We start from the raw sequence: 19,144 nt of genomic DNA, 5'->3' as shown, positions 1-19,144 counted from the left end.
TCACTCTTATCGTATTAATACTATTAGGAAAGCGGCACCAGCTCCGCCCGGCCAGGCCCGATCAGCGCATGAACGCGACGGAAATATTCGAGCGGTTGCGGGCGCCCGAGCAGGAATCCCTGCGCCTCGTCGCAACCCTCGGCCAGCAGCAGGCTGAGCTGCTCGTCGGTCTCCACGCCTTTGGCCAGCACCGGGATCGCCAGGCTCTGCCCCAGGGCAAGAATCGCGCGGATGATGGCCTTGGCTTGCTGGCTATCGGAGATCTCCGCGATCAAGGCGCGGCCCAGCCTGATCTTGTCGAAAGGAAAGGAGCGCAAGGTATCCAGCGAGGACTGGCCCGTGCCGAAATCGTCGACGGCGATGGCGACGCCGAGCGCCTTGATGCGGCGCAGGATATCCAGCGTCCGCTCCTTGTCGCCGATGATGGTCGATTCGGTGATCTCGAGTTCGAGCCTGCTCGCGGCCAGCCTGGTTTCCTCCAGCACCTGCGCCACCAGCGTGACCAGGTCGCCGTGGGTAATCTGTACCGCCGAGAGGTTGACGGAGATCGTCTTTGGGTAGGTCCACTGCGCGGCCTCCCGGCACGCCGTACGCAGCACCCACTCGCCGATCGGCAGGATGGCGCCGCACTCTTCCGCCAAGGGAATGAAGTCGTCGGGCGGGATCAGCCCCCGCTCGGGATGCTGCCAGCGCAGCAGCACCTCGCAGCCAATCACCTCGCCGCTGGCGATGGCGCTCTGCACCTGGTAGTCCAGCACGAACTGGTGCGCGGCAATGGCGGTCCACAGCTCGCCGGCAAGCGCGCGCCGCTCGCGTTCCGCCTCGTCCATCCGGCTCTCGTAGAAGCAGATCGATTCCGACAGGCTGGCCTTGGCGCGATACATGGCCTGGTCGGTATTGCTGACCAGCTGGTCGCGATGGGCGCCGTCGCCGGGAAAGATCGCGATGCCGATGCTGGCGCCCGTGGTCAGATCGAATCCGTCGAGCCGCACGGGCTCGCTCAGGCAGGTAACCAGGCGGGCGGTAAAGTCGCTCAGCTCGGCCCGCCGTTCGAAACGCTTGACCGCGATAAATTCATCGCCGCCGATGCGCGCAATGAATTCACCCGGCTCAAGCTGGCCGCCAATGCGCTTGGACACCGCCCTGAGCACGGTGTCGCCCGCCGCACGCCCGTGCAGGTCGTTGATTTCCTTGAAGCAATCCAGGTCGATGCCCAGTGTGGCCACCTGGCAGCCCTGCTTTTGCGCACGCAGCAGTTCCTCATCCAGGTAGTCGTTGAAATAGCTGCGGTTGGGCAGGCCGGTCAGCCCGTCGTGGCACGCCATGTACTGGATCTTGGCTCCGATGCGGCGCTGCTCGGTGACATCCTCGCAGGTGGACACCCAGGAGCCATCGGCCATGGCGCTGTGCGACAACGCAATGGCGCGTCCGTCGGGCACTACCTCCACACTGCGCCATTGCCTGTGCCGGCGCAGGATCTCGCGGTGCCGCTCGTGGAGCGCCAGCGCGTACTGCTCGCCACCGGAGCTGCCCGCCAGCGTGCCCGGCGCCGCGACTTCGCTCCCGTGCGCGCCGGCCATGGTGCGGCACAGGGCGAGGAAATCCGCGCCGGGCGCAAGCGAACTGGCTGCGCCGTGGAAAATATCGTCCATGCGCCGGTTGGTCAGCATGATCGTGCCCTCCCGGTCGAACAGGCACAGCCCCTGCGACATATTCTCCAATGCCAGGTCGAGCTTGCGCGTCACCTCGGCAAGGCGCTCGGCATCGGCCCGTTGTTGCGTCATGTCGCGCGTGACCTTGGCATAGCCCAGCTGCTTGCCGGTGCGATCCAGGATCGGCGTGATCAGCACGTGGGCCCAGAAGCGGCTGCCATCCTTGCGCACGCGCCAGCAGCCCTCGGCCACGAAGCGGCCCGCCTCGCGCGCCAGCAGCAGCGCCTGCTCGGGCAGCCCTGCGGCACGGTCCTCCGGGGTGTAGAAGCAGGAGAAATGCGCGCCCAGGATTTCTTGCTGCGTGTATCCCTTGGCGCGCTGCGCGCCGGCATTCCAGCTGCTCACGCTCCCCGACAGATCCAGCGCGTAGATCGCGTAATCGGTCACGCCGAGGACAAGCGTGCGAAAAAGGTCGGTCTCGGCGGGAGGGCCTTGGATGCGAGGCATGTAGGGGGCAGGTGGATGCAGGTGGAAGGTCGATACCGCCGCGCGCAGCGTCTGCGTCCGTGAGGAGAGCCGCTTGCGCGCGCTGGGATCGACGAAACCGGCTCGGCCTGCGTGCCGGGACGTCGATAGGTATAACGGCAATCCGTGCCCGAAATTTACCCTTGACCCGGCAAGGCGCGCCGCTCATCGATGGCGCGGCCAGGATCGCGGTGGTCGGCGGCGCGGAATCCACACCGCCTCCTCGTCGCGCAGCAAGCCCTCGAAATAGCGTACCCGTTCCCAGCCTGGCGCATCGAGGAAAACCCTCGCAGGCTAAGGGGCGGCTGGCAGCGGGCTGGATTCGCGAGGCGCAAAAGCAATTTCGGCGTGCCGCAAAGGGCACGCCGATCCTGGCCAGCGCGTCGGCGCTGCGATAGGACAAGGACAACTGATGAGGCTGCTCGCGAAGACCTTCAGGCCGTAAGCGTCTGCGCCACCACGGTAGCCATGGAGCCACTGGCAACGCAAACCAGTGCCCAGCCTGCCAATATCCGGAAACTCTTCCAACGGCTCATGATGTGCTCCTGAAATCCGTGCGTCGCCATGGCGAACACGCGGGATGATGCATGGATTGCTGTCCGCCGCGGCCATGCTGACCTCACGGCGTACCGGTTGTTTGCTCAGGCATTCGCGCCGTCGGTGTACACGTCGCGCTGGCCGTTGCGCATACCTTCGGTGTACGGGTCGAAGCTGCGGCTCGGTGCGGAGGACACGCCGGCGCGGTCCAGGCCGGCGGTCAGGCCCCCTTCGCTGAATACGTCGAACTTGCCTGTGCGGGCGCCGTCGGTGAAGGTGTCGAACTTGCCGGTGCGGGCGCCATCGGTGAAGGTGTCGAATTTGCCGGTGCGGGCGCCATCGCTATATACGTCGCGGGTGCGGAATTCATAACCGTACTTGTCGGCGGGGACAGTTGCGGCTTGGGCGTGACCGGCTGCAAACGCGGCGGCGAGGGTGGCGGCGGTGAGCAGGGACCTGGCAAAACGCTTGGTGTTCATGATGTTCTCCAATCGAAGCATGGGTCCGGGGGTCTGCTTTGGCCGCGGGGACCGGGATTTAGCGGGATCGCCACTTTTTCTTCGTTTTACCTACCACTAGGTAGATCAGTGAGGCAAAAAAAATGACTTTCGTCGTTGTTACTGATTTGCTGCGTCGGAAACCGGCTGGCTGGGCCTTGTCTGCCTGGCGTTTCCATGCTGCGGCATCCATGGAACACATCTTATCTACCTGTAGGTAGATAGTCAAGGGTTTTTACCAGATTGCGCTTAGGAATATTTGGATGGGGTATACGAGTCACTAACTACAAGCTGCAAGCAGACAAAAAATACCTTGATGGAAGGTCTTTTGGTCAAGCCATCTGCGCCTGCCCTCTGTGTGTACTAGGCTTTTGGCATGTGCAAGCGCGCCACCACTGGCACCCGCTTGTCGATGTGTGCAATAGTCGGCACAGCGCCGCCAGCACGCGAATCGATCTGCACCGCCCGCGCGGTGCCACCGGGAGGCTGTACTCATGAGCGCAGGCAATGTCATCGCGAGTTCCGAACACGCCGATTCGGCAGCCGTGGCCCCTACGGGAGTGCCAGTTGAGCAAGAGGCAGTGGTGGCGTTCTCCCCGATGGAGTCTCGCCGGCACCAGATGTATCCCGTTCTTACCGCCAGCGAGATCGCGCGACTCCATCATTTCGGCACCGTACGGCAATGGCGCGCCAACGAATACTTGTTCCGCATCGGCAGTCGCGCGCACGGCATGGTGGTGGTGCTGCGCGGGCAGGTGCAGATTTCCCAGCGCGATGCGCTGGACCGCTCCACGGTGCTGAACGAGCACGGGCCTGGCCATTTCCTCGCGGAGGTAGCATCGCTATCTGGCAAGCCCGCGCTGGTCGACGCCTTCGCCCTGGAAAACACCGAGGCCATCGAGATTCCGCCCGAGCGGCTGCGCGCGCTGTTAGTCGCAGAAGCCGAACTGGGCGAGCGGATCATGCGCGCATTGATCCTGCGCCGCGTCGGCCTGATCGAGCGAGGCAAAGGCCTGACCCTGCTGGGCCGCGGCAGCGATGCGCACCTGTTGCTGCTGCAGGCATTCCTGCGGCGCAACGGTTATCCCTACACCGTGGTCGACGCCGACACCGATCCCGACGCCTGCGCGCTGCTCGAATTCAGCGCGGCCGCGTCGAGCGATTTTCCGCTGGTCATCTGCCCGGGCGGCTCGGTGCTGCGCGCCCCCGACCCCGGCCAGCTTGCCACCTGCCTGGGCCTGTTGCCCGAGTTTGATCCGAACCATGTCTATGACGTGATCGTGGTGGGTGCCGGCCCCGCCGGATTGGCAACGGCGGTCTATGCCGCGTCCGAGGGGCTCTCCGTGGCGGTGTTCGACGAGTCCTCGCCGGGTGGACAGGCCGGCGCCAGTTCCCGCATCGAGAACTATCTGGGCTTTCCCACCGGCATCTCCGGACAGGCACTGGCCGGCCGCGCCTTTGTGCAGGCGCAGAAGTTCGGCGCTCACCTCGCGATTCCGCTCAAGGTGGCTGCGCTGCATTGCGGCGAGGACCCGCAGCGCATTGAATTGTCCGACGGGCGCAAGATCCCGACCCGCACCGTTGTCATTGCCAGCGGTGCATCGTACCGCCAGCCTGCCATCGCATCGCTCGATCGCTATGAGGGACGCGGCGTCTACTATTGGGCGTCCCCGGTGGAAGCCCGGTTATGCAGCGGGGACGAGGTTATGCTGGTCGGCGGTGGCAACTCCGCCGGGCAGGCCGCGGTCTTCCTCGCCGCACACGCAAAGCGCGTGCACGTGCTTATCCGTGCCGCGAGCCTGGAGGCCAGCATGTCGCGCTACCTGATCGAGCGCATCGCGGCCCAGCCCAACATCGAACTGCATACCGGCGCTGAAGTCGTGGCGCTGGGTGGGGAAGAACGCCTGACAACCATCGGCTATCGCACGCGCGATAGCGACCGCCTGACCGAGATGGCGATCCGGCATCTGTTCCTGTTCATCGGGGCCGATCCCAACACGGCGTGGCTGCGCACCTGCAATGTCCGCGTGGATGCCAAGGGGTTCGTGCTGACCGGCACGGATGCGCCGCACGAAGGCGAAGCGCCCGCCACCGCGCTCGAGACCAGCGTACCCGGTGTCTACGCAATAGGCGACGTGCGCTCGGGCTCCACCAAGCGCGTGGCGGCGGCCGTGGGCGAAGGCGCCGCGGTGGTCGCCCAAATCCACGGTTACCTGGCGAAACTGAAGCAGCCGGAGCCGGGCATGCTCGCCATGTAAGGCGCGGCATTGTCCGGCAATTAAAACGCGCATTCCCTGAATGCCGCGCACCCTGGAACGACAGGACAACGAATTTACCCTAGCCCAGGTGCGCCGGCAATCGGCCGTGTGGACGGCGCGCGACAGAGCCTGAAACGCGCATTTATTTACTATATTGGTTGCATGGCAGGTGCTTCAATTCGAAGCCGTTGATAGGGAGGTTGCCATGCGTTCGCTTGCAGACAGGTTTAGTCCGCCCACCCCGGAGAAAATTGCAGCAAGGGAATTGCAGCAAATGCGGCTCACGTTATTCCAGGCCGAGCGCCGCCTGCTGGAAGCACAGATGCAGGTCGACTACTACCGCGACCTCGTCGCATTCCTGGAGGACGTGAGCGCCTCCGGCGTCGAGAGCGTGGTGGACAAGCGGCGCGCGCCTGCCGCCGCCGAGCCCGTGCAAGCGCCCCGCTCCGCGCACGGACTCATCACGGTCCCCGCCGTACCTTCAGCAGCCTGACGTTTCGCCGTTGCCGGCGCAACCCGCGCCGGCAAGGCGCTGGCGCGTCCCTCGCCTGTGCGAGGATGCGGCCGGTGCCATGGCGGTCACGTGCGGCATCGTCGCGCGTCGTGATTGCGCGCGGCATTTCCCATGGCCCGTGGCGCATTTCCGTGCGCCGCGCGAACGCTGTGCGATACTGGCCGCCTTTGCGCGGCACCCCGCGCCAGCGACACAGACCCAAGGCCTCGCCCCGCCGCGCACCAGCGCGGCGTCTTCGCCCGCGCGGCCAGAGGCGCCAACCGGAAATTGCCATGAGCGAACTGCTGCCAGCCATTGAAATCGAAACCGCGCCATCGCCGGCATGGTCCGTCATCTGGATGCATGGGCTCGGCGCCGACGGCAGCGATTTCGTCCCCGTGGTGCCCGAGCTGGGCCTGGCGCCCGTGCCGGGCGTGCGCTTCGTGTTCCCCAACGCGCCGGCCATCCCGGTCACCTGCAACGGGGGCTACGTCATGCCGGCGTGGTATGACATCCACTCCTTGGACGACGCGCGCCGCCACGTGGACGAGGCGGGCATCCGGGTCTCCCGCGAGGCCATTCGCGCGCTCATCGCGCGCGAGAACCAGCGCGGCGTGCCCAGCCATCGCATCGTGCTGGCCGGCTTCTCGCAAGGCGGCGCAGTGGCCTACACCACAGGCCTGACGCATCCCGAGGGCCTGGGCGGCATCATCGCCCTTTCCACCTATATTCCCTCGCCCGCGCTGCTTGCCGCCGAGTTCAGCGAGGCCAACCGTGCCACCCCGGTCTTCGCCGGGCACGGCACGGAGGACGATGTCGTGCCCGTGCAACTGGGCATGCTCGCGCGCGACACCCTGCAACAATCGGGCTGCAAGGTGGAATGGCACACCTATCGCATGCCGCACTCGGTCTGCCTGGACGAGATCAAGGACATTGGCGCATGGCTGACCGCGCGGTTCGCGGCGGACGAACAGACGTAATATCCCGAAGCCTGAAAGGCACTGCATGTCCGTCCAGGCGGGCGGCGAGCCCCGGCACGCCAGGCTCGCGCCCGCCGCATTATCCGCACCCAATATGAAATCCTCGCCTTCCGACGCTTCCGCCCCTGCCCCCGCACCGCTCAAGCTGGACTTCGATACCCGCAAGGCGCTGCTGTTCGCCCTTGCCGCCGAGCGTTTGTCGGCGTACTACGAGCACCGCCAGTGGATGACCGATGCCCAGGGCTCGACGCTGGCGGGACTGTGGCTGTCGCGCTCAAAGCTGCAACTGGCGCTCGCCGAGCGGCGCGTGCTCTCGCAACTGAGCGATCAGTTCGCCAGGCAGCTTGCCGCGACCCTGTCGCGCGAAGCCGGGCTGTACACCGCCCACGAGATGATGGAAGCGCTCGATCCCAACTACCAGTCCGCCTTCGCGCACGACCTGCTCGACGAGTGCGAACGGCTGCTGCGCGAGAATGGCGTGACCGAGTGAGGCGCCCCAGGCGGCGCGTTCGCTGACGCGGCTCAACGACTGACCACGCTTGGTGCGCGGCCCTTTTCCAGGTGCTCGCCGTCGAGCCGGCTGAACACCAGCGCCGACAGAAGCGTAATGATGCCGACGGTCAGGAACGCCAGCCGGTAAGCCGTGCCGGCATCGCCAGGCTGGACGCTGAACAGGCTCACCAGTCCGCCACCGATGGTGACGCCAAGGCCGATCGCCAGCATCTGCACCATCGAGAACAGGCTGTTGCCGCTGCCCGCGTCCTCTACGCTCAAACCTTTCAGCGTCACGCCGTTCATGACGGCAAACTGCATGGAATTGGTCGCGCCGAACAGCGCGAGCTGCGCAATGGCCAGGCCCGTCGGCCAGCCCGGCGAAATGGCGGCGAACGATGCAATCGATGCGCCCACCAGCAAGGTGTTGACCAGCAGGAACGTGTCATAGCCAAAGCGCTTGATCAACGGCACGATCCAGCGCTTGGCGACCACGCCGGCCAGCGCGGCCGGCAGCAGCATCAGCCCGGAATGCAACGGCGAATAGCCCATCTGCAACTGCAGCAACAAGGGCATCAGGAACGGCACCGCACCCGAGCCGATGCGGCACACCAGGTTGCCGGCCAGCCCGACGCTGAAGTTGGGCTCGCGGAACAATGCCAGCCGGAACAGCGGATCCTGCCGCCGCCGCGCATGCGGAATATAAAGCAGCGCGGACAGCAGGCTCAGGGCAAACAGGCTCCCGCTCCACGCCGCGTGGCTGGCTCCGTGCGGCGTGTCGAGCGCCAGCGAAAACGCCACCATGCATAGCGAAAGCAAACCGCATCCGAGAAAGTCGAACGGCGGCGCGCGGCCGATGGTGTCATCGGGCAGGTAGCGCAAGACGGCCAGCATCCCGATCGCGCCCACCGGCACATTGATCAGGAAGATCCAGTGCCACGCCACCGACTGCACGATCCAGCCGCCCAGCACCGGCCCGAAGATGGGCCCGGCCTGCCCCGCCACCGAGACAAAAGCCAGCGCCGCCATGTACTGCTCGCCGGAGACGCTGCGCAGCACCGCCAGCCGGCCGATCGGCAACAGCATCGAGCCGCCGATGCCCTGGATCACGCGGGCGATCACAAGTTGGTCGAGGCTCTGCGCGCCGGCACAGAACAATGAGCCCAGCACAAAGATCAGAATCGCCGCGAAATAAACCCGGCGCGTACCGAAGCGATCCGCCAGCCAGCCCGAGGCCGGCGTCAGCATGGCCATGGTCAGCGTGTAGGCCACGACCACCGGCTTCATGTCGAGAGGCGTTTCGTGGAGGCTGCGTGCCATCGCGGGCAAGGCGGTGTTGACGATGGTGGTGTCGAGCGTTTGCATGAAAAAGCCCGCTGCGACGATCCACAGCATGGCCTTTTGCGAGGATTGGCTGTTTATCATGTACATCTCGGCAAGAACCGGTGGGGCACCGGCGCGGCCATTGGCCGGGATCACAGGAGGCAGATCCGGGAAGAACCAAGGGCATGAATGCTATCGATGTTAATGATTGGGGCGCCAATCGTGAACCCCACTGGATATATTGACTGTGATCGGAAATACCGATGACAATGCAGCATGCTCAATCCCGTCTGGATCCAGACCTTCGCCACCGTTGCCGCCGCCCACAGCTTCACCGACGCAGGGCGCCAGCTCGGCCTTTCCCAGTCGAGCGTCAGCGACCATATCCGGCGCCTGGAACAGCACGTGGGCCGGCGGCTGTTTGTGCGCGATACGCACACCTTGACCATGACCGCCGACGGCGAGGCGCTGCTGGCGCACGCGCGGCTGATCCTGGAGACCATCGCGCGCGCGGAGTCCCAGTTCAATGCGCCCCGGCTGCAGGGTCGCGTGCGGCTGGGCACGTCGGACGACCTGGCCCTGGGGCCCCTGCCCAATGTGCTGGCCGCGTTTCGCAACTCGCATCCGGATGTGGAGCTGGAAATCACCATCGGCATGACCGGCAAGCTCTACGAGCTGATGGATGCCGGCGCGCTGGACCTGATGATCGGCAAGCGCCGCGAAGGCGATCGGCGCGGTACCCCGCTGTTCCGGGGCAAACTGGAGTGGCTGGCACGGCCCGGCACGGTGGCGGACCTCAGGCAACCCCTGCCGCTGATCCTGGTCACCGAGCCCAGCGTCACGCGTGCCATCGTGCTCGATACGCTGGCCAAGGCCGGGATGCGCTGGCAGATCGTCTGCACCAGCAGCAGTCACTCGGGCTGCATCGCCGCCGCGCGCGGCGGGCTGGGCATTACCGTCAGGGCGCAATACTTATCCGGGCGCGGCCTGTCGCCGCTGGCCAATAGCGACAGCCTGCCGGCGCTGCCGGAGGTGGAATTCATCTCGCTGCGCGCGGGCCGCCTGAGCCGGCCCGCCGAGACGCTGCTGCAACTACTGCAAAAAAGCGATCTGCGCGGGTCCTGGCTGGACGAGTAGCCCGCACCTGCGCCGTCCCTGCCGGCTTCAGGCCTTGGCGCCGTCCTGGTACGGATCGAAAGCGCGGGCCGGGGGCGCCGATACGCCGCGCGTATCCATGCCAGCCAGCTTCTGCGCGCCGTCACTGAACGGGTCGATGCTGCGTGCCGGATCGGACGAGACGCCAGTGCGGTCCCTGCCGGCGATGCGCGCGCCGTCGGTGTACGGGTCGATGCTGCGCGCCGGATCGGACGAGACGCCAGTACGGTCCCTGCCGGCGATGCGCGCGCCGTCGGTGTACGGGTCGATGCTGCGTGCCGGATCGGACGAGACGCCAGTACGGTCCATGCCGGCAATGCGCGCGCCGTCGGCGTACGGGTCGATGCTGCGGGCAGGATCGGCGGACGGACCAGTACGGTCGAGGCCGGCGATGCGCGCGCCGTCGGTGAAGGGGTCGATCTTGCGGGTGCGGGCAGCGCCGGTGAAGCTATCGAACTTCGCATCACGCGCGCCATCGGTGAAGGCGTCCACGGGTGCCGTGCGCGCGCCGTCGCTGAATACATCGCGCGCGCCACTGTGCATCGACTGGGCATAAGGCGCACTGCCGGCGCTATTGGCAGCCGGGCTGGCGGCTTGGGCGTTGCCCAGGGCAAACACGGCTGCGCCAATGGCGGCGGCGGCAAACAGCGACTTGATGCGGTTCGGGTACATGGCGATCTCCAACTGGGTGAATGTGCCCATTCGTCGCCAGCAYCCGCGAGAACTTACAGCTTTTTTTCAGATTCCTTGCTGACACCCGCCGCCTCCTTGCGCGTGCGGTGGCCCGCACGCGCGCACGCCGCCTGCGCCGTGCTCCGCCCTGTGCGCCGGACCGCATCCGGATGCCTAATCCATGCCTAATCCCTCTGCCCGTCAAAAGGATGAGCCCAGCCAAAAGCCTCTCCCTCCAATACCCGAGCGATATCCAACCTCCGGCCACTGTCGGTAAACGCACGCATGCCGCTAAATACGGTAACAGGTCAGGTCCGGCTGCGTGGCAAACCGAACAGAGAAGAACGGAAGCAACTGACGCAGCGGGGGGGACTTTTGGACATGGGGAGAAACAAAATGACCGACATCGAACTGGATTTATCCGGCAATCATTTGCTGGGTGCCTTGCCACCGCGCGAGCGCCGCTTGCTCTCGCCGCGCCTGGATAGCGTCAAACTGCGTACGGGCCAATTGCTGAGCGATTCCGGGCAGCGCATCCGCCATCTCTATTTTCCCAGCACCGCGGTGATCTCGATGATGTCGCTGCAGGAAAGCGGCGCCACCGTCGAACTCGCCTCCGTGGGCCGCGAGGGGATGGTGGGCCTGCCCGCGCTGACCGGGGGCGAAACCATGCCCAATCGCATCGAGGTACGCAGAAGCGGAAGCGGCTTGCGCGTGGCCGCCAGCGATCTGCGCGCCATCTACGCCGAGTTGCCCACACTGCAGCGCATGGCCTTGCTCTATATGCAGGCGCTTCTCACGCAGGTTTCGCAGACGGCGGTCTGCATCCGCCATCACTCGTTGACCACCCAGTTGTGCCGCTGGCTGCTGCTGGCACTGGACCGCTCTCCCTGCAACGAGCTGGATGTCACCCAGCAGACCATTGCCGACATGCTGGGCGTGCGCCGCGAAGGCGTTACCGAAGCGGTGGGCAAGCTTGAGCAACTGCGCATGATCAGCCACAGCCGCGGGCATATCACCGTCATCGACCGGGCCGGGCTGGAAGGCTTTTCCGGCGAGTCCTACCGCATCGTGCGCAGCGAGTTCGACCGTTTGCTGAGCCCTGTTGCCGGCTAGGCAGCCGGGCCCTGCGCCAGCGCCTGGTAGGCCGTGGCAAGGTGGTAAGGCGTGGTCGAAGGCATTTCGGCCCGCTCGACCTTGCCGTCAGGCGCCAGGCATTCGTACCAGCCGCCCGCATGGAGAAACCGTGCCGGGAAGGCCCGTAGCCAGGCCTGCAGGTGCGCCAGCGCAACGCCATCGCCACGCACCGCCAGCGCCCGCGCGAATTCGGTCTGCGCCCAGATCCGCTGGATCGGGTCGCGCGCCGAGCCATCCAGGTTCAGCGCCGCGGCCACGCCCATGGTGCCGGTATCGACACCGTGTCGCAGGGCAAAGTCGAAGGCGCGCGCCAGCGCCTGGCTGAGCGGCGAGCCATCGAACAGGGCAGGTGCCGAAGCGAGCAGCGAAAACCACTCGAACTGGTGGCCGGGTTCGATCCGGTTGCCGGCGCTATCGGTATCCAGCGGCAGCTCGGCGATGCACCCGCTCGCCGAATCGACAAAGCCGGCCAGCACGGCAGCGGCGATGCCCGCCAGGCGATCCGCGTAGACCGGCTCGCCGGTGACCTCATGCGCCGCCAGGTAGGCCTCGGTCAGGTGCATGATCGGGTTTTGCAGGGGCGTGCCGCCGGCAGGGCTGAAGTCTTGCGCTAGCGCGGCGTGGTAGAGGCCGTCCGCCATGCGGAAACGCTGCTCGATCAGCCGCGCCGTGTCATCCAGCAGGGCACGCGCCTCGGCGCTGCCCGTCCGCTTGCAATACGCCGCGCAGGCGAAGACGACGAAGGCGTGGGTGTACAGGTCCTTGCTGGTATCGAGCGGCCTGCCCTGCGCGTCGATGCTGTAGACGAAGCCGCCGTTCCCGCCATCGGCGAAGCGGCCGTGCAGCGACGCGAACAGCCGCGCGGCGTGGGCGGCCTCGCTGGCGCCATCGCCCTGGGAAAACACATAGAGCTGGCGCGCGCATGCCATGGTGCGATAGCGCGTCACCGGCAGCGGCTGGTGAGCGGTGGCCGACAGCGCCTCGTAGGGCAACTGCATGGCGGCATTCCAGCCCGGGCCGAGCCAAAGCGGCAGGATGGCGGCATCGTAGTGCGCGCGCAGCGTGGCAGCGGACGCGGCCACGGAGGCTGTGGCGGCTGTAGCGGCGCTGGCGGCCGCGGCAAGGGTTGGCGTAACGTTCATGCGGGAAGCAGATTCGGTAAGGGGCGCGCCTTCACACGCAGGCCCGGCTAAGTATTCATGGCCAGCAGCCCGGGGGCGCGGGGGACGGCCGCCGCTGGCGTCCCGGATTCTGGCATCCGTGCAATATACCTCAGCGCGGCAACCGGGCTGCCCGACTGGTCCGCGCCCGGGGTTGAGCCCATATGCACCGAAGCATGCACATAGGCCGGCATCGGCAGCACGGCCCGTATTCCGGCCACCTGCCGCCCCTGGAGTACCGCCCTCGTCCCATCGGTCGTTTCACGCCAAGGACAAACTTGAACCGGCCAGCGGATCGCCTAACCTTACCTTGTGGCCCCCTGTTTCGAGAACCGCGCGAGCGGCTTTCGCGCCGCATTGCGCGCCTGCCGCGGCGCCTGGACCACATCCCTGTTTTGCGCAGAGCTAACGCCCGGAGGGATCCCGCCTTCTGTCCGCCAGTATTTTCTGGTCATCCGGAGCCTGCCGGAGTCCACGTCCATGCTCCTAGGGAGAGCACGATGGAAAAACCAGTTGTAAGCCCCTTGCGTTTTGTCGAGTTGCTGAACGCCAGGCTGCCCGCCCATCCCCTGTATCAGGAGGGAATGCGCGTGTATGCCATTCCCAATCATTCGGAACACCCGCACAGCCTGGTATGCGTCGGCCCGCGCGGTGTCAAGGGCGTCTGCGCAACCGTGGAACTGATCGTGCGCGGCGAGTGCGAGATCTTCCCCGACATACCGGGCGACTGGCACGCCTCTCCCCGCGTCAACGCCCGCGCTTCCCATCGTTAGCGCTCAGACGCGCTCCAGCTGCCGGTGCGGCGGCGGTGGCAGCGTGATGCGGATCCCGTCGCCTGCCCTCACCTCGCCGCCGGCCAGCACAATGCCCATGATGCCGGCCTTGCGTACCAGCCTGCCTTCCTGATCGCGGCCAAGGACTTGCGCCAGCAAGCCCGGCTGGAAGTGCTCGATCTGCGCGCAGGGATTGCGCAGCCCGGTGACTTCGACCCACGCCGTTTCGCCCAGTTGCAGGTGCGTGCCCGCGGGCAGCGCGAGCAGGTCGATGCCCTGCGTGGTGATGTTCTCGCCCAGCGCGCCAGGCGCCACCGCATGGCCCGCGGCCTGCAACATGTCCTGTAGTTCGACTGAAAGCAGGTGAACCTGCCGCAAGTTCGGCTGGCTCGGGTCCACAACGACGCGGGAGCGATGCTTGACGGTTTCGCCGAGATGCGCGTCGCCCTCCACGCCCAGCCCCGCCAGCAGGCGGATGACTGTCGTGTTCGCCTTGCTGAAGGTATGCGTCGCGCTAAGGCTGACCGCGACCACTCGCGCGGATGGCGGGGGCACGGCCCCCTTGTCGTCACTGTGCATGGTCATGCGACTGCCCGGCCTTCCTGCCCGGAAGCGGGCATCCGGATCACGCTCGCGCGGTTCGCGTCCACCGCGCCCATGGGATATCGCGCGGCAAACACCAGGCGGCCCGACGACCATGTATGCGTCACCAGCGGCTGCCCTGCCACCATCGCGACTGCCACCAGGTCGGCGCGCAGCCCCGCCGCAATGCGGCCCCGGTCGGACAGCCCGCAGGCTGCGGCCGGGTTGGCGCTGACCAGCGCGGCCGCCTGCGGCAGACTCAACGCAGCCTGGCGCTCCGCGGCAAAGGCCGCGGCAATCAGCGTGGACGGCTGGTAGTCCGAGCAAAGGCAATCCACCACGCCGGCGCGGATGCCGTCGATGGCGCGCATCGAACCGCTCTGGCTCTGGCCGCGCAGCACATTGGGCGCGCCGAGTATGGTCGGCAAGCCCTTCGCCTTGGCCGCCCGCGCGGTCTCCAGGTTGATCGGGAATTCGCTCATGCACACGCCCAGCGCCTGCATGGTGGCGATGCGCTCGACCGAATCGTCGTCATGGCTGGCGGCAGGAATGCCCACCCGGGCAGCCAACGCCAGCAGGTACTCCACGCGATCCAGCGCGCCCTGCTTCTCCACCAGTTTCTTGTCGGCCGCCGCGCGGGCTTCTTCATGGCTCATGGCATGATTGCCCACCATGTAGGCCAGGTACGCTTCCAGCGTCTTGAACTGGCCCTGGCCGGGCGAGTGATCCATCACTGAGACAAGATCCACCACGCCGGCTTCCATCAGCTGCGCAAGGACCGGCAGCGCGCTGGCATCGGTCACCTCGTAGCGGCAATGGACGCGGTTGTCCACCAGGCTGTGATCGCGCAAGGCAGTGACGGCGCGCACCAGTTCGCCGGCGGTTTCGTAGTTGCGCACGCCGAACGTGTCACCGGCGAACGACACCGCGTGATAAGGCGTGGTGATGCCGGCGGCGGCGTTGCGGCGATCGACCTGCGCCACGGCGAAGTCGAGCGGGAACATCACGCGCGAGCGCGGCTCGGCTTCTTTCTCGATGGCATCGCAATGCAGGTCGATCAGGCCGGGCAGCAAGGTCTGTCCGTGCAGGTCGATCACCTGCGCGGCGCGCGGCACGGCGGCGGCATCCGGCTCGATCGCAGTGATCTGGCCGTTCTCGATCAGCAGGGCACTGTCGGCGAGCACGCCGTCGGGCAGGACGATCCGCGCATGGGTCAGGTAAGCAGGAAGCATGGTCGGTTCCGGAAACGGTTAGGAACGGTTAGCGGCAAAAATCCGGCAATAGGAATTGTACTCAGCCGGCCACCGCGGCAAGCCTGCCGGCGGGCGCGGTCTCCATAGCGGGCGGATGCAAGGGCAGCAGCCTGGTGGCCACGGCCTCGCGCACCGCTTCGTCATGGAAGATGCCGACCAGGCAGCGACCCTCGGCCAGCGCCTCGTGAATCAGCGCCACCACCACCGCGCGGTTGTCGGCATCGAGCGACGCGGTCGGCTCATCGAGCAACAGCACCGGATGGCCGCCGATCAGTCCGCGCGCGATATTCACGCGCTGCTGCTCGCCGCCCGAGAAGGTCGCCGGCGGCAGGCTCCACAGCCGGCCGGGCACCTGCAGCCGCGCCAGCAGCGCCGCGGCGCGCTCGCGCGCTTCGTCGACGCTGGCGCCGCGCTGCTGCAGCGGCTCGGCCACCACGTCGAGCGTGCTCACGCGCGGGATCACGTGCAGGAACTGGCTGACATAGCCGATCACCTCGCGCCGCAGTTGCAGGATGCGCTGCTCGGGCGCGCGGGTGAGTTCCACCCAGTCGTCGCCGGCGCGAATGCGGATGCTGCCCTCGGTGGCCAGGTAGTTGCCGTAAAGGCAACGCAGCAGCGTGCTCTTGCCCGCGCCGGAGCTGCCGGCCAGCACCACGCATTCGCCGGCGGCGGCGTCGAAATCGATGGCCTGCAAGACCGGCAGGCGCGTCCCGCCCTGGTTATGCAGTACGAAGGTCTTGCCGAGGCCGCGCACGTGGATGCGGCTGGCGTCATGCGTCATGTCTTGCGTCATGTTCAGCTCTGGAGGATGGAGGACACCAGCAACTGGGTGTACGGATGGTGCGGGTCGTCGAGAATCTGGTCGGTCAGGCCGCTTTCCACCACGCACCCGCCCTGCATCACCAGCGTGCGGTGCGCCAGCAGTCGCGCCACCGCGAGATCGTGGGTCACGATGATGGCGGCCAGACCGAGGTCCGCCACCAGGCGGCGCAGCAGGTCGAGCAGGCGGGCCTGCACGGAGACATCGAGCGATGCGGTCGGCTCGTCCATGAACACCAGGCGCGGATGCGTCACCAGGTTGCGGGCGATCTGCAGGCGCTGCTGCATGCCGCCGGAGAAATTCGTGGGCGCTTCGTCGAGGCGGCCCAGGTCGAGTTCCAGCTTCTCCATCCACGTGCCGGCCACCTCGCGCAGCTCGCCGTAGTGGCGCCCGCCCACCGCCATCAGGCGCTCGGCGATATTGGCGCCGGCGCTGACGCGCATGCGCAGGCCATCGCGCGCGTTCTGGCGCACGAAGCCCCAGTCGGTGCGCGCCAGCAAGCGCAGCCGGGCATCGGACAGCGTCGCAAGGTCAACCAGGCCATGCTCGCGGGTGTCGTAGCAGACCCTGCCGGACTCCGGCGCGGCCTGCCAGGACACGGCCTGCAGCAAGGTGCTCTTGCCGGATCCGGATTCGCCCACCACGCACAGCACCTCGCCGGGGAAGAGATCGAAGCTGACATCGTGGCAGCCATGCACGCCGTCCCAGGTGCGGGTCAGGCCGCGCACGGACAACAGCGGCTGGTTCGGGTCGGTGCGGTTCATGCTGCCTCCTTGCGGGCTTTGGCGGCCGGGCCGCCCGCCCCTGTTTCGCCTTGTTCCTGGCGCGTGGCGCAGTACTCGGTATCGGAGCAGACGAACATCCGGCCACCGGCGTCGTCGGTGATGATTTCATCGAGATAGCTGTGGGTGGAGCCGCACAGCTCGCAGCAGCCGGACCACGTCTCGACGGCGAAGGGATGATCGTCGAAGTCCAGGCTCTTGACGCTGGTGTAGGGCGGCACCGCATAGACCCGCTTCTCGCGCCCCGCGCCGAACAGCATCAGCGCCGGACTGTGATCCAGCTTCGGGTTGTCGAACTTGGGGATGGGCGACGGCCGCATCATGTAACGCTGGTTGACCATCACGGGGTAGTCGTAGGTGGTGGCGATGCGTCCGTGGCGGGCGATGTCCTCGTACAGCTTGACATGCATGGCGCCGTATTCCGCCAGCGCGTGCATGGTGCGGGTTTCGGTCTCGCTCGGCTCCAGCCAGCGCAGCGGCTCCGGCACCGGCACCTGGAACACCATGATCTGGCCTTGTGCCAGCGGCGTCTCCGGAATCCGGTGGCGGGTCTGCACGATGGTGGCCTCGGCGGTGCGCTCCGTGGTCCGCACGCCGGTGACGCGGCCGAAGAAGCGGCGGATATTGATGGCGTTGGTGGTGTCGTCCGAGCCCTGATCGATCACCTTGAGCACATCGTCGCCGCCGATGATGGAGGCCGTGACCTGGATGCCGCCGGTGCCCCAGCCATATGGCAGCGGCATCTCGCGGCTGCCGAAGGGCACCTGGTAGCCGGGGATTGCCACCGCCTTGAGCAGCGCGCGGCGCAGCATGCGCTTGGTGGACTCGTCGAGATAGCCGAAGTTGTAGTGTTCGTCACGCACGGCGGCGTTGGGATTGGCGTTGGCGTTGGTGTCGTTCATGATGCGATGGCCTCTTGCGCCTGTGCTTGGGCGATGTCGGCAGTGCCTTGCGCAGGCGGCGTGGACGCCGGGGCCTGCATGCCCTGCGCACGCTCGGCGCGCAGCCGGCGCAGCAGTTCGAGATTGGTCTGGAAGTCCACGTAATGCGGCAGCTTCAAGTGCTGCACGAAACCGGAGGCTTCCACGTTGTCGCTGTGATACAGCATGAACTCCAGATCGTTGGCGGGCGCGTCGGCGGCTTCGCCCAGTTCGGCGGCGCGCATTGCGCGGTCGGCCAACGCCATCGACATCGCCTTGCGCTCGCCGTAGCCGAACACCAGGCCATAGCCGCGCGTAAAGCTCGGCCCCTCCTGCGCGTTGCCGGCGAACTGGCTCACCATCTGGCATTCGGTGACCTCGAGCTCGCCGATGGTCACGGCAAAGCCCAGTTCCTCCACGAACAGTTCGACCTCGACCTCGCCGTAGCGGATCTCCGCCGCGAACGGATGCGAGTTGCCATAGCCGCGCTGGGTCGAATACCCCATCGACAGCAGGAAGCCTTCATCGGCACGCGCCAGGTTCTGCAAGCGCGCCGGACGCGCGGCGGGCAGTTCCAGCGGCTCGCGCGTCAGGTCGGGCGGCGCGGGATCGTGCGCAGGCACCGTCTCCGGCTCGATCAGCGATTCCTGGCGCAACAGGTCGGTCACGCGCGGCATGCTCGCATCCAGCGTCGTCCGTGCCGGCGGCAGTGGCGCGTTCTCGCGCCCGGCCTCCAGCGTGAAATCCAGCAGGCGCTGCGTGTAGTCGTAGGTGGGGCCCAGTACCTGCCCGCCCGGCACATCCTTGAAGGTGGACGAGATCCGGCGCTGCAGCCGCATGGCGCCCGTATCGAGCGGCACCGAATAGCCGAAACGCGGCAAGGTGGTGCGATACGCGCGCAGCAGGAACACGGCCTCGATCAGGTCGCCGGCTGCCTGCTTGATGGCCAGCGCGGCCAGGTGCGGGTCGTACAGCGAACCCTCGGCCATCACGCGCGACACCGCCAGCGGCATCTGCTCGCGTACCTGGGCCAGCGTCAGTTCCGGCACGGCGCGGTCGCCGCGGCGGTATTCGTCCAGCATGCGGTAGGAATTGAGGATGGCGCGTTCGCCCCCTTTGACGGCAACGTACAT

At 66.7% G+C, this 19,144-nt stretch carries 18 protein-coding genes; 7 read left to right on the top strand and 11 right to left on the bottom strand.

The features are described 5' to 3' along the window. Nucleotides 1–23: 23 nt before the first annotated feature. Nucleotides 24–2,159, bottom strand: coding sequence for a putative bifunctional diguanylate cyclase/phosphodiesterase (locus tag AC1DQ3_RS22890; RefSeq protein ID WP_477122436.1), 2,136 nt, complete (start codon nt 2,157–2,159; stop codon nt 24–26). 659 nt (nt 2,160–2,818) lie between these two features. Then, nucleotides 2,819–3,193 (bottom strand): hypothetical protein, encoded by a 375-nt coding sequence (locus AC1DQ3_RS22885; RefSeq protein WP_477122435.1) that lies wholly within the window; start codon nt 3,191–3,193, stop codon nt 2,819–2,821. A gap of 512 nt (nt 3,194–3,705) precedes the next feature. Between AC1DQ3_RS22885 and AC1DQ3_RS22880 the strand changes: the two genes are divergently transcribed. From AC1DQ3_RS22880 to AC1DQ3_RS22865, 4 genes are all read left to right on the top strand, one after another. Continuing rightward, nucleotides 3,706–5,469 carry an FAD-dependent oxidoreductase gene (locus AC1DQ3_RS22880; protein ID WP_477122434.1) on the top strand — a complete coding sequence of 588 codons (1,764 nt, stop codon included), beginning with the start codon at nt 3,706–3,708 and terminating at the stop codon, nt 5,467–5,469. Nucleotides 5,470–5,674: 205 nt separating this feature from the next. Further along, nucleotides 5,675–5,962, top strand: a complete 288-nt coding sequence (locus tag AC1DQ3_RS22875; RefSeq protein WP_477122433.1) for a hypothetical protein — start codon at nt 5,675–5,677, stop codon at nt 5,960–5,962. A gap of 293 nt (nt 5,963–6,255) precedes the next feature. After that, complete coding sequence (locus tag AC1DQ3_RS22870; RefSeq protein WP_477122432.1) at nt 6,256–6,942, top strand: alpha/beta hydrolase; 687 nt, start codon at nt 6,256–6,258, stop codon at nt 6,940–6,942. A 94-nt stretch (nt 6,943–7,036) separates the two neighbouring features. After that, complete coding sequence (locus AC1DQ3_RS22865; RefSeq protein ID WP_477122471.1) at nt 7,037–7,432, top strand: hypothetical protein; 396 nt, start codon at nt 7,037–7,039, stop codon at nt 7,430–7,432. Between the two features lie 32 nt (nt 7,433–7,464). Here the strand turns inward: AC1DQ3_RS22865 and mdtD are convergent, their stop codons facing one another. Continuing rightward, on the bottom strand, nt 7,465–8,859 hold the full coding sequence (gene mdtD / locus AC1DQ3_RS22860) for a multidrug transporter subunit MdtD (protein ID WP_477122431.1): 1,395 nt from the start codon (nt 8,857–8,859) through the stop codon (nt 7,465–7,467). Between the two features lie 174 nt (nt 8,860–9,033). On the opposite strand from mdtD, the gene AC1DQ3_RS22855 reads away from it, so the two are divergent. Then, nucleotides 9,034–9,894 (top strand): LysR family transcriptional regulator, encoded by an 861-nt coding sequence (locus AC1DQ3_RS22855; protein ID WP_477122430.1) that lies wholly within the window; start codon nt 9,034–9,036, stop codon nt 9,892–9,894. A 27-nt stretch (nt 9,895–9,921) separates the two neighbouring features. Here AC1DQ3_RS22855 and AC1DQ3_RS22850 read toward each other — a convergent pair whose 3' ends face one another. Then, nucleotides 9,922–10,614 (bottom strand): copper resistance protein CopQ, encoded by a 693-nt coding sequence (locus tag AC1DQ3_RS22850; RefSeq protein WP_477122429.1) that lies wholly within the window; start codon nt 10,612–10,614, stop codon nt 9,922–9,924. 366 nt (nt 10,615–10,980) lie between these two features. On the opposite strand from AC1DQ3_RS22850, the gene AC1DQ3_RS22845 reads away from it, so the two are divergent. Further along, on the top strand, nt 10,981–11,700 hold the full coding sequence (locus tag AC1DQ3_RS22845) for a Crp/Fnr family transcriptional regulator (protein ID WP_477122428.1): 720 nt from the start codon (nt 10,981–10,983) through the stop codon (nt 11,698–11,700). Here AC1DQ3_RS22845 and AC1DQ3_RS22840 read toward each other — a convergent pair. Beyond that, nucleotides 11,697–12,863, bottom strand: coding sequence for an AGE family epimerase/isomerase (locus AC1DQ3_RS22840; RefSeq protein ID WP_477122427.1), 1,167 nt, complete (start codon nt 12,861–12,863; stop codon nt 11,697–11,699). The two genes, AC1DQ3_RS22845 and AC1DQ3_RS22840, sit on opposite strands and share 4 nt — an antisense overlap. 518 nt (nt 12,864–13,381) lie before the next feature. Here AC1DQ3_RS22840 and AC1DQ3_RS22835 point away from each other — a divergent pair. After that, nucleotides 13,382–13,654: a hypothetical protein gene (locus AC1DQ3_RS22835; protein ID WP_477122426.1), complete on the top strand. Its 273-nt coding sequence runs from the start codon at nt 13,382–13,384 to the stop codon at nt 13,652–13,654. 3 nt (nt 13,655–13,657) lie between these two features. Here the strand turns inward: AC1DQ3_RS22835 and AC1DQ3_RS22830 are convergent, their stop codons facing one another. The 6 genes from AC1DQ3_RS22830 to AC1DQ3_RS22805 form a co-directional block, all read right to left on the bottom strand. After that, nucleotides 13,658–14,239 (bottom strand): MOSC domain-containing protein, encoded by a 582-nt coding sequence (locus AC1DQ3_RS22830; protein WP_477122425.1) that lies wholly within the window; start codon nt 14,237–14,239, stop codon nt 13,658–13,660. After that, nucleotides 14,236–15,468, bottom strand: coding sequence for an alpha-D-ribose 1-methylphosphonate 5-triphosphate diphosphatase (locus tag AC1DQ3_RS22825; RefSeq protein ID WP_477122424.1), 1,233 nt, complete (start codon nt 15,466–15,468; stop codon nt 14,236–14,238). The genes AC1DQ3_RS22830 and AC1DQ3_RS22825 overlap by 4 nt, the downstream gene beginning before the upstream one ends. Nucleotides 15,469–15,529: 61 nt before the next feature. Further along, nucleotides 15,530–16,282 carry a phosphonate C-P lyase system protein PhnL gene (gene phnL / locus AC1DQ3_RS22820; RefSeq protein ID WP_477122423.1) on the bottom strand — a complete coding sequence of 251 codons (753 nt, stop codon included), beginning with the start codon at nt 16,280–16,282 and terminating at the stop codon, nt 15,530–15,532. Nucleotides 16,283–16,284: 2 nt separating this feature from the next. Next, nucleotides 16,285–17,073, bottom strand: a complete 789-nt coding sequence (gene phnK / locus AC1DQ3_RS22815) for a phosphonate C-P lyase system protein PhnK (RefSeq protein ID WP_477122422.1) — start codon at nt 17,071–17,073, stop codon at nt 16,285–16,287. After that, complete coding sequence (locus AC1DQ3_RS22810; protein ID WP_477122421.1) at nt 17,070–17,993, bottom strand: alpha-D-ribose 1-methylphosphonate 5-phosphate C-P-lyase PhnJ; 924 nt, start codon at nt 17,991–17,993, stop codon at nt 17,070–17,072. The genes phnK and AC1DQ3_RS22810 overlap by 4 nt, the downstream gene beginning before the upstream one ends. Beyond that, nucleotides 17,990–19,144 (bottom strand): carbon-phosphorus lyase complex subunit, encoded by a 1,155-nt coding sequence (locus AC1DQ3_RS22805; RefSeq protein ID WP_477122420.1) that lies wholly within the window; start codon nt 19,142–19,144, stop codon nt 17,990–17,992. Before AC1DQ3_RS22805 ends, AC1DQ3_RS22810 begins: the two co-directional genes overlap by 4 nt.

It is taken from the genome of Cupriavidus sp. 01T418, from assembly GCF_056398885.1.
Note: the sequence above shows the minus strand (reverse complement) of the source record. Positions and strands in the feature narration are given on the sequence as shown.